The organism is Streptomyces sp. NPDC007929, from assembly GCF_042959065.1.
In the GTDB taxonomy this organism is placed as follows: Bacteria; Actinomycetota; Actinomycetes; order Streptomycetales; family Streptomycetaceae; genus Streptomyces.
This window is the reverse complement of record NZ_JBIBKD010000008.1, coordinates 198824-211928: the sequence shown is the minus strand read 5'-3', so window position 1 is coordinate 211928 and position 13105 is coordinate 198824. Positions and strand designations below refer to the sequence as shown.

Genomic DNA, 13105 nt, shown 5'->3' with positions numbered 1-13105 from the left:
TCGTAAGGTCACTACATGACCGTTTTGGATGAGGCGCCGGGTGAGCCGACCGACGCGCGTGGACGCGTGGCCGAACTGCACGAGATCCGTGCGCAGGCGGTGGCCGGACCGAGCGAGAAGGCGACCAGCGCGCAGCACGCCAAGGGCAAGCTGACCGCGCGGGAGCGCATCGAACTCCTCCTCGACCCGGACTCCTTCCGGGAGGTCGAGCAGCTGCGCCGGCACCGGGCCACGGGCTTCGGCCTGGAGGCCAAGAAGCCGTACACCGACGGTGTGATCACCGGCTGGGGCACGGTGGAGGGCCGCACGGTCTTCGTCTACGCCCACGACTTCCGCATCTTCGGCGGCGCCCTGGGCGAGGCCCACGCCACCAAGATCCACAAGATCATGGACATGGCCATCGCGGCCGGTGCCCCGCTGGTGTCGCTGAACGACGGCGCCGGCGCCCGTATCCAGGAGGGCGTCTCGGCGCTCGCCGGGTACGGCGGCATCTTCCAGCGCAACACCAAGGCCTCGGGCGTGATCCCGCAGATCTCGGTGATGCTCGGCCCGTGCGCCGGCGGCGCGGCCTACAGCCCCGCCCTCACCGACTTCGTCTTCATGGTCCGCGAGACCTCGCAGATGTTCATCACCGGCCCCGACGTCGTCAAGGCGGTCACCGGCGAGGAGATCACCCAGAACGGTCTGGGCGGCGCCGACGTCCACGCCGAGACGTCCGGTGTCTGCCACTTCGCCTACGACGACGAAGAGACCTGCATCGCCGAGGTCCGCTACCTCCTGTCGATGCTCCCGCAGAACAACCGCGAGAACCCGCCCCGCCACGAGTCCTCGGACGCCGCCGACCGCCGGTCGGACGTCCTGCTGGACCTGGTCCCGGCGGACGGCAACCGGCCGTACGACATGGCCAAGGTCATCGAGGAGATCGTCGACGACGGCGACTACCTGGAGGTCCACGAGCGCTGGGCCCGCAACATCATCTGCGCGCTGGGCCGGATGGACGGCCAGGTCGTCGGCATCGTGGCGAACCAGCCGCAGGCCCTGGCGGGTGTGCTGGACATCGAGGCCTCCGAGAAGGCGGCCCGCTTCGTACAGATGTGCGACGCGTTCAACATCCCGATCATCACTCTTCTGGACGTGCCCGGCTTCCTCCCGGGCGTCGACCAGGAGCACGGTGGCATCATCCGCCACGGCGCGAAGCTCCTCTACGCCTACTGCAACGCGACCGTGCCGAGGATCTCCCTGATCCTGCGCAAGGCCTACGGAGGTGCCTACATCGTCATGGACAGCCAGTCCATCGGTGCGGACCTCACCTACGCCTGGCCGACCAACGAGATCGCGGTCATGGGCGCGGAGGGCGCGGCCAACGTCATCTTCCGCCGTCAGATCGCCGAGGCCGAGGACCCCGAGGCCATGCGGGCCCGCATGGTCAAGGAGTACAAGTCCGAGCTGATGCACCCCTACTACGCGGCCGAGCGCGGCCTGGTCGACGACGTCATCGACCCCGCCGAGACCCGCGAGGTGCTGATCAAGTCCCTCGCCATGCTCCAGACCAAGCACGCGGACCTGCCGTCCCGCAAGCACGGCAACCCGCCGCAGTAACCCTGCGGACATCTTCCTCACGGAGACTGACACCCATGGAATCTGCTGACATCCGCGTCGAGAAGGGCCACGCCGAGCCCGAGGAGGTCGCCGCGATCACGGCCATCCTCCTGGCCCGCGCCGCCGCCCGCCCCACGGACCCGGCCCCGGTCCACCGCGGCCGCATCAAGGCAGGCTGGCGCCGCCTGGAACGCGAGCCGGGCTTCAGGGCCCCGCACAGCTGGCGCTGACCCCAGTAGCACGAAGAAGGCCCCTCTTGGAGGGGCCTTCTTCGTTGGGGGGCGCGGGGCTGAATCGATGTGCGGCTCCGCCGCGTGGGCGCGACAAGCACACACCACCCGCACTCGGCACACGACAGCCCCCGGCAGCCCGAAGGCCGCCAGGGGCTGTCCCACAGCAACGGAGAACTACCGCAGGCGAGCCATCAGCGCGTGCTCAACCAGCGTGATCAGCGCCGACTTCGCATCCGCACGGTGCCGCGCGTCCGTCGTGATGATCGGCGTGTCAGGACCGATCTGGAGAGCCTCCCGCACCTCGTCCGGCGTGTACGGCTGCTGCCCGTCGAAGCCGTTCAGCGCGATCACGAACGGCAGACCGCTGTTCTCGAAGTAGTCGACGGCGGGGAAGCAGTCGGCGAGCCTCCGCGTGTCGACCAGCACGATCGCGCCGATGGCGCCGCGTACCAGGTCGTCCCACATGAACCAGAAGCGGTCCTGTCCGGGTGTACCGAAGAGGTACAGGATCAGGTCCTGGTCCAGGGTGATACGGCCGAAGTCCATGGCCACCGTGGTGGTGGTCTTGTCCCCGGTGTGGGTGAGGTCGTCGATGCCGGCCGAAGCGGACGTCATCACGGCCTCGGTGCGCAGCGGGTTGATCTCCGAGACGGCACCCACGAACGTGGTCTTGCCCACGCCGAAGCCGCCCGCCACCACGATCTTCGCGGACGTGGTGGAGCGGGAAGGCCCTCCGCTAGAGCTTGCGAAGTCCACTGAGCACCCTTTCGAGCAGTGTCACGTCTGGCTGGCCGCCGGCGTTCTCGTCGCCGCCGGGCTGATGGATGGCGACCAGTCCCGCCTCCGCCAAGTCGGCGACGAGGATCCTGGCCACGCCGAGAGGGATCGTGAGGAGCGCCGAGATCTCGGCGACCGACTTGATTTCCCGGCAGAGGTTGCAGATCCGCTGATGCTCGGGCAATTGGCCCTGCATCTGGTGCGGCTGCGCAGTGGTGTGCACCAGCGCCTCGATGGCGAGCTGGTAGCGCGGGCGGGTCCGGCCGCCGGTCATGGCGTACGGACGCACCAGCGGGTTGTTCGATCCCCCGGCGGGCGACGGCTCGGGGGTGCGGCGTTGCGGCTGCACGGGCTGGATGCGCGGGGCCGGTGGCTGGTCGTACGGCGAGGGGCCGGGGCCCTGAGGCGCGTACGGCTGCCGGTGGCTCGGTGCGGAGGGGAAGTTGTAACGGTTCGGGTTCTGACCACCGTCGCCCTGGCCCTGGGCAGGGCCGTACGACCAGTTGCCCGAAGGCGAACCGCCTGGGGGTGTTGCCACTTTCTCCTCCTCCGACTGTGCCTGGCACCCATCGCTGTGGAGCCGCGTCCCGAAACCTTACGGCCACGGGACGCCAAAACGCACCGTCCGTCTGTTAGTTGAGCAGGCTCCCCTGGAGCTCCGCACGAAGGTCCGGTGTCAGGACCGTACCGGCTCGGTCGACCAGCAGCGCCATCTCGTACCCGATGAGGCCGATGTCCGCCTCCGGATGTGCGAGGACGGCGAGGGACGAGCCGTCGGATACGGACATGATGAAGAGGAATCCCCGCTCCATCTCCACAACCGTCTGGTTCACCGCGCCTCCCTCGAAGATCCGGGAGGCGCCTGCCGTCAGGGACGTCAGACCGGAGGCGACGGCCGCGAGCTGGTCGGCACGGTCGCGGGGGAACCCTTCGGACATCGCCAGAAGGAGTCCGTCGGCGGAGACCACCACCGTGTGGGACACCCCCGGGGTGTTGTCCACGAAGTTGGTGATCAACCAGTTCAGGTTCTGTGCCGCCTGGCTCATCGGGCTCACACTAACGCTCCTGGTTGTAGGTGCTGTCAGGACCACTGTGCTGATTCCTAGTGGCCTGGCCGTTCGTTTCACTGCCTGCGCTGCGTCCGCGCTGGACGCCCCGACGCAGGTTGCTCAGCCTGCCCCGGACGTCCTCCGGAGCACGGGAGACCTGGGGGCCTCCCTGGGGGGTGCTTTCGGCGGCACCCTCGATCAGGTTGGCCTTGGGTACCCGCCTCGGCAGGCCGGAGGAGGTGACCCCGCCCGCCTTCGGCTTCCGGAGCTGCGAGGCCTGCTGCCACCGCTCGTCGTTGGCCGAGCGCCAGTCGCCGTCGCCGTTGCTCTGAGCGCTGGAGGCCGCAGGCTCCTGGCTCGTGTGCCGCGCGCCGCCCGAGCCGTTCGCACCGCTCGCGGTGGCTCCGCGGCGGGGAAGCCCGGCGTCGGTGAGCGACGGGGCGGCGGACTGGGTCGGTCCCGGACGGTCGAAGCCTACGCGGTCCTGCTCACTCGCGTCAGCGGCCTGCGCAGATTCCGTTTCCAGGGCCTGAGCAGGGTACTGGCTCGGGTAGCCGTTCTGGTAACCCTCCTGCTGCGGCCAGTCATCCTGGTGACGCCGCTGCTCGAAGGCGGAGAAACCACCCGGTCCGCCCGAGTTCGCAGCCGCGGGCTCCTCCTGGGCCGGCTCCGCATAGGAGGGCTCCGGGTAGCCGCCGTTCGGCGAGAAGGTGTCGTTCTGCGGCAGACCGTTGTTCGGCGCGTAGTACTGCTCGTCGTACGCAGGGCGCTGCGGTTCCTCGTACGACATGTGCCGCTGCTCGTCGTACGACGGCTGCTGCTGCTCGTACGGCGCCTGAGAGTCGTACGCGGACGGCTGCTGCTCGGGGTAGCCGTTCTGCCCGGTGTCGTAGGCCTGGCCGGTGTCGTAGCCCTGCTGCCCGTCGTACTCCTCGCGGTACCCGGCCGCCTGGTCGGGCTGCTGTCCGCTCTGGCCGGGCAGCGCGGGGTGCTCGGGCGACTGGGACTCCAGGGCCGCCCGGCGCTCCTCGCGCATCAGGGAGCGGCCGACGGGGTCCAGCTCCCGTATGTCGTCGGGGACGTCGGAGTAGCGGCTGTCGTCGAAGCCGAGCTCCGCGGCCGTGCGCATGGGCTGCTGGTTGAAGTTCTCGCCGCCGCCGCCGAAGTTCTGCTCCGGGATGATCTGCGAGACGGTGAACTCGTCGCGGTCCACGTGCTGCTCGCCACCACCACCGTGGGTGATCGCGTCCGGCAGCATGACCAGCGAGGTGGTGCCGGCCTGCTCGCCCGAGGGGCGCAGCTGGACCCGGATGCCGTGCCGGTCGGACAGCCGGCCGACGACGAACAGACCCATGCGCTGCGAGATCGCGGCGTCCACCGTGGGCGGGTTGGCCAGCTTGTGGTTGATGTCCGCGAAGTCCTCGGCGGTCAGGCCGATGCCCTTGTCGTGGATCTCGATCATCACGCGGCCGTCGGGCAGACGGGTGGCGGTGACGCGGACCTTGGTCTGCGGGGAGGAGAACGTGGTGGCGTTCTCCAGGAGCTCGGCGAGCAGGTGCACGAGGTCGGTCACGGCCCGGCCGTGGATCTCGGCCTCCGGCACGCCGGACAGCTCGATGCGCTCGTACTGCTCCACCTCGGAGGAGGCGGCGCGCAGCACGTCGACCAGCGGGACCGGCTGGTCCCAGCGGCGGCCGGGCTCCTCGCCGGCGAGGACCAGGAGGTTCTCGCCGTTGCGGCGCATACGGGTCGCGAGGTGGTCCAGCTTGAAGAGGTTCTCCAGCTGGTCCGGGTCGGCCTCGTTGTTCTCCAGGTCGGTGATCAGGGTCAGCTGGCCCTCGATCAGGGACTGGTTGCGGCGCGAGAGGTTGGTGAAGATCGCGTTGATGTTGCCCCGCAGCAGGGCCTGCTCGGCGGCGAGCCGGACAGCCTCGCGGTGGACCTGGTCGAAGGCGCGGGCGACCTCGCCGATCTCGTCGGTGGTGGAGATCGGGATGGCCTGGACACGGGTGTCGACGCGGCCGGGGTCGGTGCGGGAGAGCTGGTCGACCAGCATCGGCAGCCGCTGCTCGGCGATGCCGAAGGCGGCGTTGCGCAGCTGGCGCATCGAGCGGCTCATCTGGCGGGCGACCGCGCCGGCCAGGATGAAGGCCAGGAGCAGGGCGACCACGACGGCGGCACCGGTGATGTAGGCGTCGCGCTGGGCGTCGTCGGCGATGTCCGAGGCCTCGTTCACCGCGGTGTCGGCCAGTTCGGTCTCGATCTTGTTGTACGCGTTGAACTTCAGCGTGTTGACCGCCCACCAGTTCTGCGCGGTGATGCCCGCCTGGGCGAGGTCGGCGCGCTCGCTGGGGTCCGTGGACGGCAGCGCGGCGAGCCTGGCGATCATCGTGGTGGGGTTGGAGGGCGGCGGGACGTAGTCCGGGTCCTTGGCCTTGGCCTCCGCGGCCATGGTCGCGCCCTCGGTCTTGATCTGCTTCTCGGCCGCCGTCAGCTTGGCGTTGTCCTCTTCGGTGCCGCCGCTCTGGTACTCCTGGATGGCGATGCGCTCCAGGTACGCGTACGAGGAAAGGGCGATGCGCTGGCTGGCGAGGTTGCCGCCGTCCGGACCCGGCTTGATCAGCATGTGCATGCCGATGGAGCGCTGGAGGGAGAGGGCTCCCTTGGTCAGCGAGATGGCGTAGACGGTACGGCCGTAGCTGGTGATGTTGCCGGTGCCCAGGCCGAGCTCGTTGGCGAACTCCAGGAGCCGGTGCTCGGTCTCGACATACCCCTCTTCCGTCTGTACGCCCTTGAGCTGGGAGGTGTAGGCGGCGGCACGCAGCTGCACCAGCTTCGGCTCCACCTCGCGGAAGCGCTCCAGGCGCCGCTCCAGGTTGGGCCGGTCGGGCATGTTCTTGACGGCTTCGTCGAAGGCGTCGGCCGCCTTGTCGGTGTTCGCGCGGGCCTTCACGACCGTCGGGTCCTTCGCGCCCTTGCCCTGGAGCAGGGGCGCGGCCGTGACGTCGCGCTCGACGAGGAGTTCGTTGCCGTAGGCCAGCGCGGCCCGCACCAGGCGCGCGGTGTTCTCCGCGTCCTCGGCCTCCTGCCAGGTGTCGATCGAGCTCTTCACCTGGAAGCCGCCCATGACGAGGCCGACCACCACGGGTATGAGCAGGATCGCGTTCAGCCTGGTCGCCACGCGCCAGTTCCGCGGGGAGAGACGGCCGCCGCTCTCGGCGGGCGCTGCCGTCGGTTCCGAACCGGGCACGGGGGCGGGCGCCGCTGTGCGCGGCGGCGGGGTGAAGTTGCCCCGGGCCGACGGCTCGGGACTGTTCTTGCTTCGCCTCACTCGACCAACAACCTCTCGGCGGTCGGCACCAACGTTGTGCCGCAGTGTTCAGCGCCCAAGTCGCCGTCGACGGAGGAGTACGTCATTGACTATTGGGCAGTTCAGGCATTCCAGCACGACGACCTGCGCTCTTCCAAACAGTCCGAGGCGGGGAATCGGCGTGATGTAAGCCCCAGATAAAACGGTCATAAAGAGCGAGCCCCGCCAAAAGGCGGGGCGATTGTGCGCGCAGCGAGACCGGATGTGCGCGACGAGTGGCCGTACCACCCGATTCCTCTGCCGAAACGTTATGAACACCTTGGCCGACCGTGTCAAAGGACACAGCCGGCTCCGGTGCATCTACGACAACTGCCGTATGGCGATTCTGATTTGAGTGCTACCTCAGCCGTGCCATCAGAGCGTGCTCGACCAGCGTGATCAGGGCACTCTTCGCATCGGAGCGATGCCGGGCGTCCGTCGTGATGATCGGGGTGTCCGGTCCGATCTGCAGCGCCTCGCGCACCTCTTCGGGCTGGTAGGGCTGCTGCCCGTCGAAGCCGTTCAGGGCGACGACGAACGGCAGACCGCTGTTCTCGAAGTAGTCGACGGCCGGGAAGCAGTCGGCCAGGCGGCGGGTGTCCACGAGCACCACCGCGCCGATGGCGCCGCGCACCAGGTCGTCCCACATGAACCAGAAGCGGTCCTGACCCGGTGTACCGAAGAGGTACAGGATCAGGTCCTGGTCCAGGGTGATACGGCCGAAGTCCATGGCCACCGTGGTGGTGGTCTTGTCCCCGGTGTGGGTGAGGTCGTCGATGCCGGCCGAAGCGGACGTCATCACGGCCTCGGTGCGCAGCGGGTTGATCTCCGAGACGGCACCCACGAACGTGGTCTTGCCCACGCCGAAGCCGCCCGCCACCACTATCTTCGCGGAGGTGGTCGATCGACCCGCGTCAGAGCTTGCGAAGTCCACTGAGCACCCTTTCGAGCAGTGTCACGTCCGGTGCGCCGGTGGCGTCGTCGCCGCCCGGCTGGTGGATCGCGACGAGACCGGCCTCGGCGAGGTCCGCGACCAGGATCCGGGCCACCCCCAGCGGCATGTTGAGCAGCGCCGAGACCTCGGCCACCGACTTCACCTCACGGCACAGGTGGCAGATCCGCTGGTGCTCCGGGAGGAGCCCCATCAGCGCGGCGGGGTCCGCGGTCGTGCTGATCAGTGCCTCGATGGCCAGCTGGTAGCGCGGCCGGGTCCGGCCACCGGTCATGGCGTACGGCCTTACCAGCGGCTGGTCGCCCTCGTCCTCGTACGGCTCCGCGTACGGATCATGAGAGGCGGTGGGCGGGGTCATGGGTCCTCCGGGCGGGACAGCAAGTCGGTCAGCAAGCCGTCTGACGGGGCCTGTGTGGGGTGTGTGGCGGCCGGACGGTGATGTGGTGAGACGGGTGGTGCCGGTGCCGATCAGTGAAGCAGACTGCCTTGGAGCTCAGCTCGCAGGTCGGGGGTGAGAACCGCGCCCGCGCGGTCGACCAGGAGCGCCATCTCGTAGCCGACGAGGCCGATGTCGCACTCGGGGTGGGCGAGTACGGCCAGGGACGAGCCGTCCGAGACGGACATCAGGAAGAGGAACCCCCGCTCCATCTCCACGACCGTCTGCGCCACGTCACCGCCCTCGAAGATCCGGGAGGCGCCCGCCGTCAGCGACGTCAGGCCCGAGGCGACGGCCGCGAGCTGGTCGGCGCGGTCGCGCGGGAAGCCCTCGGACAGCGCCAGGAGGAGACCGTCGGCGGACACGACGACGGTGTGGGACACCCCGGGGGTGTTGTCCACGAAGTTGGTGATCAACCAGTTGAGATTCTGTGCCGCCTGGCTCATCGGACTCAACTAACGCTCCTGCTGGTGAGTGGGCCGTGGGTGGCTGCCGGTCTGGGTGGACCCGGCCTGACGACCCTGTGCGATTCCCCGACGGAGATTGGTCAGCCGGCCGCGCACGTCATCGGGCGCACGCGAGATCTGCGGACCGCTCTGGTGGGTTTGCTGCTGAGCCGTGCCCGGGACGAGGTTGGCCCGGGGCACCCGGCGCGGCAGGCCGGAGGTGGTGACACCACCCGCGGCGGGCTGGCGGACTCGCTCGGCCTGGCGGACGAGGTCGTCGTTCGGCGAGGTACGCCAGCCGGCGGGTGCGGACCGCTGCGGACCGGTGGGTCCCTGCGGCTGCTGCGGGGCGGCCGGAGCGGAGCCGTTGTTCTGCGGCTGCTGCTGCTCCTGCTGGCCGTGGAACCAGTTGGTCTCCAGCGTGTCGTACAGCGGCGTACGACCGTCGCCGGGACCGGACGCCGGCGGCAGGGCCTCGGGCTCCTGCCGGACCGGGCGGGTCTGCGGGGCGGGCGGACGCGGAGCACCGAAGTCGGCCGGGCCCCGGCCGCCGTTCGGCTGCGGCCGCTCGAACTGCCCCGTGCCCGCCGGGTCGGCCGACGTGGCCGGACCGGGCAGCGTGGGCCGCCCGGAGCCGTTGTCCTGACGGGGCGCGGGGTACTGGCCGGTCGAGCCGTTGTCCTGGCGGGGCGCCGGGTACTGGCCCGTCGAGCCGTTGTCGTAGGACTGCGGGGCCGGGTACTGGCCCGACGTGGACGACGGGTCCGGACGGCCGCCCGGGGTGCCGAAAACGTCCGGCCGGACGAACTGGCCCTGGCCCTGCGGAGCGTTCGCACCAGGGCCGAACGGGTCCGCCTGCTGAGCGGCGCCGAAGTCGGCCGGCGAGCCGAGGCCCTGCCGGTCGTTGTCGCGCGGCACGGCCGGCATCTCGGCCGTCGCGCCCGGGCCCTGCCGGTCGTCGACGCGCGGGAGGGACGAGGTGCGCGAGACGTCCGGCTCCTCGTGGCCGCGCGGGGCGTCCAGCGAGGCGCGCGGAACCGGCGGCTGGGCGTTCTCGTCGCTCCAGCTCGGCACGCGCTGCTGGGACTCACCGCCGGGCAGCTCGGCCCGCGGGCCACCGCGCGGCGGCAGCTGCGGCCTGCGGCCCTTGCCCTGCTCGGCGTTGCCGCCCTGCTTCTTGCGGCCGCGCCCACCGCCGAAGGCGTCCTGGCCCTGCGGCCCGTTGGTGCCCGCGGCCTGGAGACCCTGCGGGGCGCCCGGAGCCTGCTGACCCGGCTGCTGACCGAACGCACCGGCACCGCCCTGGGCCGGACGGCCCTGCGCGGAGCCACCCTGCTCGAACATCGACGGGCCGGAACCCTGCGGTCCACGCGCACCGCCCGGCGCTCCCGGACGACCACCGTCCCCGTCCCGCCCGGGCAGCGCGGCCCGCGGGCTCTGGCCCGGACCGAGCCGGCCACCGCCGGACGCACCCGCTCCGAGAGCACCGCCACCGAAGGCACCGCCGGACGCGCCGGCCCCGAGGGCACCTGCGCCCTGGCCGGCCCCGGCGGCACGCCGGGCGGCGGCCGCACCGGCGGCGGCCTGCGCGGCGGCGGGACCGCCGCCACCGACCGGCGGCTGACCCGGCTGCTTGGGCTGGGGCTTGCGGCCGCCCTGGGCGACATCGACGGGCAGCATGACCAGCGCGGTCGTACCACCGGAGTCGGACGGGCGCAGCTGGATGCGGATGCCGTGCCGCTGGGACAGCCGGCCGACCACGAACAGACCCATGCGGCGGGAGACGGAGACGTCCACCGTCGGGGGAGAGGCGAGCCGCTCGTTGATCGCCGCCAGGTCCTCCGGCGACAGGCCGATACCGGTGTCGTGGATCTCGATCAGCACCCGGCCGTCGGGCAGCGCGTGACCGGTGACCTTGACCTTGGTCTGCGGCGAGGAGAACGACGTCGCGTTCTCCAGCAGCTCGGCGAGCAGGTGCACGAGGTCGTTGACCACGCGGCCGGCCACTTCGGTGGTCGGCACCGAGGCCAGCTCGATCCGCTCGTACTGCTCCACCTCGGACGCGGCGGCGCGCAGCACGTCGACCAGCGGCACCGGACGGGTCCAGCGGCGGCCGGGCTCTTCACCGGCGAGAACGAGGAGGTTCTCACCGTTACGGCGCATGCGGGTGGCGAGGTGGTCGAGCTTGAACAGCGAGGACAGCTGGTCCGGGTCGGCCTCGCGGGACTCCAGCTCGGAGATCAGCGACAGCTGGCGCTGGATCAGACCCTGGGAGCGGCGCGAGAGGTTGGTGAACATCGCGTTGACGTTGCCCCGCAGCAGGGCCTGCTCGGCGGCGAGGCGGACCGCCTCGCGGTGCACGTCGTCGAAGGCCGCGGCCACGCGGCCGATCTCGTCCCGGGAGTGCACACCGACCGACTCCACGGACGTGTCGACGTCCTGCGGGTCGGACTCGGACAGCTGCTTGACCAGCTCGGGCAGTCGGTCGGAGGCGACCTTGGTCGCGGTGTCCTCCAGGCGGCGCAGCGAGCGGATCATGGACCGCGCCACGACGAAGGCGCCGACCAGCGACACACCGAGCACGATGAGGATCAGGGCACCGGAGATGATCGCGTCGCGCTCGGTGGCGCTGCGCAGCTCGCGGGCCTTCTGCTCCATCTCCTCGAGCAGGGTGTGCTCGATGTTCTTCATCTGCTGGATCTTGGTGGAGCTGTCGTCCAGCCAGTCGCGGTAGGACCGCTTGTCCTGCTGGGCGAGACCGCTCGCGGAGACCAGGGCGCGACCGGCGTAGGTGTCGGTCGCCTTGATCGTGGAGTTGCCGCCGTCCTCGATCGGCTTGAGCAGCTCGGCGGCGGAGTCCTCGCCGTAGATGCTCTTGAAGCTGCGGAGCTCGGAGTTCTGGCTCTCCAGGGCGGACTCGGCGTAGAGCCGGTCGTTGGGCGACAGCTTGCCGGTCGTGGTGTTGCTCGCGGGCAGGGCCGCGGCCAGGGCCGCGCGCTGGATCGAGGAGTACTCCTTGGCGGAGGAGAACGCCGCGAGCGCACGCGTGCGCTGGATCATGTCCGGGTTGCTGGTCGCCTCGGCCATGTCCTGGGAGAGGTCGATCAGGTTCTCGATCAGACGGTGGTACGCCTCGATCGTCTGCGTGGAGTTGTCCTCGGTGGCGTAGGCGCCCTTGCGGATCTGCTCCAGGTCGCCCAGCTCGCCGGCGAGCTGGACGAGGTACTCGCGGACGCCCTTGAGGTTGCCCTCCTTGCTGGTGCTGTCGATCTCCTCGGAACTGTCGAGGAAGTTCTTCCGCGCCCGGTCGGTCTTCTCGCGAAGTCCCTTGACCGTGAAGTCCGTGGCCTTGCCGCCGTGCGCGAGCGGGCCGGCCGACTGGTCACGCTCTTCCTGGAGCGCGGCCGACAGCTCGGTGGCCTGCTTGGTCAGGTCCGTCAGCAGCTTCATGTTGTCGAGCTGCTGGATGTTGTCCATGGAGTCGTTGATGCGCAGCGCGCCCAGCGACGTGGCGGCGACCACCGGGAGCGCGAGCAGCGACACCAGGCGGGTGGAGATACGCCAGTTCCGCAGGGCTATTCGCGGACCGGGTCCCACCGGGCCCGCCGGGGGCTTCAGCCCCTTGGCCGGGCTCGTGGAGCCGGACGCGGCCGGTCCGGAGCGCTCTCCACCGTCACCGGCAGGGCCCTGGTTCTGGGCGTGCTGGGGCGAGGAGCCGCCATTCATGGGGCCAGTCCCGCCGTGCGGCTCCGGCTCCGCCGAAGCGCTGCCATCCCTCTTGAAACGTCCCTGCACTAGCGTCGCAACCTCTGAACCAGGCACCCCGTCGCCTGAACGGCGGGGCACGGTGTCGGCGTTCTGGGGACGCCCTGAAAAACGGCCCCGTGGTGGTCGGAGTGACCGGCGCTGGCTCCCCCTTACTCACCGCCGCTCGGCGCGTCTGTGCGCCCCCTGTGCGCCGGCTCGATCCAGCGGCGGTCCGTGAGATTCCAGCACAGCACAGGATCTCCAACAAGGCCCGTAGGCCGAGCCGTGATGTAGGTGACACCGCGTGAGCGCCGGATCACCTGTCGTAGAAAGCGAGTTCGCCTATTTCGGGCGTAATCCCGCGAGTCGACAAGCCGTGCCAGGTGTCCCAGTCGCCATGATCAGGAGCGGAATGATGGCTTCAGTCAGCCAATGTCCGTTTCGTTGCGGTGGGGTGCGGGTCCGGAATGACCGATTCGCCCTCTGATTCGTGAGGAAACTCACACACCGATCAGGG

General features: G+C 70.1%; 10 protein-coding genes. 2 read left to right on the top strand and 8 right to left on the bottom strand.

Going from position 1 to position 13105, the window contains the following annotated elements; all coding sequences use genetic code 11:
- Positions 1-15 precede the first annotated feature (15 nt).
- A complete protein-coding gene (locus ACFZDE_RS27065) occupies positions 16-1599 on the top strand; it encodes a carboxyl transferase domain-containing protein (protein WP_391204050.1) in 1584 nt (527 codons plus the stop codon).
- Between the two features lie 35 nt (positions 1600-1634).
- The gene (locus ACFZDE_RS27060; protein ID WP_391003998.1) at positions 1635-1829 is read left to right on the top strand and encodes an acyl-CoA carboxylase epsilon subunit; all 195 of its coding nucleotides are present in this window, start codon (positions 1635-1637) and stop codon (positions 1827-1829) included.
- A 177-nt stretch (positions 1830-2006) separates the two neighbouring features.
- Here ACFZDE_RS27060 and ACFZDE_RS27055 read toward each other — a convergent pair whose 3' ends face one another.
- The 8 genes from ACFZDE_RS27055 to ACFZDE_RS27020 all read right to left on the bottom strand — a co-directional run bounded on the left by ACFZDE_RS27055 (position 2007) and on the right by ACFZDE_RS27020 (position 12636).
- On the bottom strand, positions 2007-2588 hold the full coding sequence (locus tag ACFZDE_RS27055) for an ATP/GTP-binding protein (protein ID WP_014675207.1): 582 nt from the start codon (positions 2586-2588) through the stop codon (positions 2007-2009).
- A complete protein-coding gene (locus tag ACFZDE_RS27050; protein ID WP_350708489.1) occupies positions 2569-3147 on the bottom strand; it encodes a DUF742 domain-containing protein in 579 nt (192 codons plus the stop codon). Before ACFZDE_RS27050 ends, ACFZDE_RS27055 begins: the two co-directional genes overlap by 20 nt.
- Positions 3148-3241: 94 nt before the next feature.
- Entirely contained in the window at positions 3242-3655 is a 414-nt protein-coding gene (locus ACFZDE_RS27045; RefSeq protein ID WP_003993185.1) for a roadblock/LC7 domain-containing protein, read from the bottom strand.
- 10 nt (positions 3656-3665) lie between these two features.
- Positions 3666-6989 (bottom strand): nitrate- and nitrite sensing domain-containing protein, encoded by a 3324-nt coding sequence (locus ACFZDE_RS27040; protein WP_391204046.1) that lies wholly within the window; start codon positions 6987-6989, stop codon positions 3666-3668.
- A 376-nt stretch (positions 6990-7365) separates the two neighbouring features.
- Complete coding sequence (locus ACFZDE_RS27035) at positions 7366-7941, bottom strand: ATP/GTP-binding protein (protein WP_097220936.1); 576 nt, start codon at positions 7939-7941, stop codon at positions 7366-7368.
- On the bottom strand, positions 7922-8317 hold the full coding sequence (locus ACFZDE_RS27030; RefSeq protein ID WP_030851927.1) for a DUF742 domain-containing protein: 396 nt from the start codon (positions 8315-8317) through the stop codon (positions 7922-7924). The genes ACFZDE_RS27035 and ACFZDE_RS27030 overlap by 20 nt, the downstream gene beginning before the upstream one ends.
- A 110-nt stretch (positions 8318-8427) precedes the next feature.
- Positions 8428-8841: a roadblock/LC7 domain-containing protein gene (locus tag ACFZDE_RS27025; RefSeq protein WP_030231800.1), complete on the bottom strand. Its 414-nt coding sequence runs from the start codon at positions 8839-8841 to the stop codon at positions 8428-8430.
- Between the two features lie 9 nt (positions 8842-8850).
- The gene (locus ACFZDE_RS27020) at positions 8851-12636 is read right to left on the bottom strand and encodes a nitrate- and nitrite sensing domain-containing protein (RefSeq protein ID WP_391204043.1); all 3786 of its coding nucleotides are present in this window, start codon (positions 12634-12636) and stop codon (positions 8851-8853) included.
- Between the last annotated feature and the right edge of the window lie 469 nt (positions 12637-13105).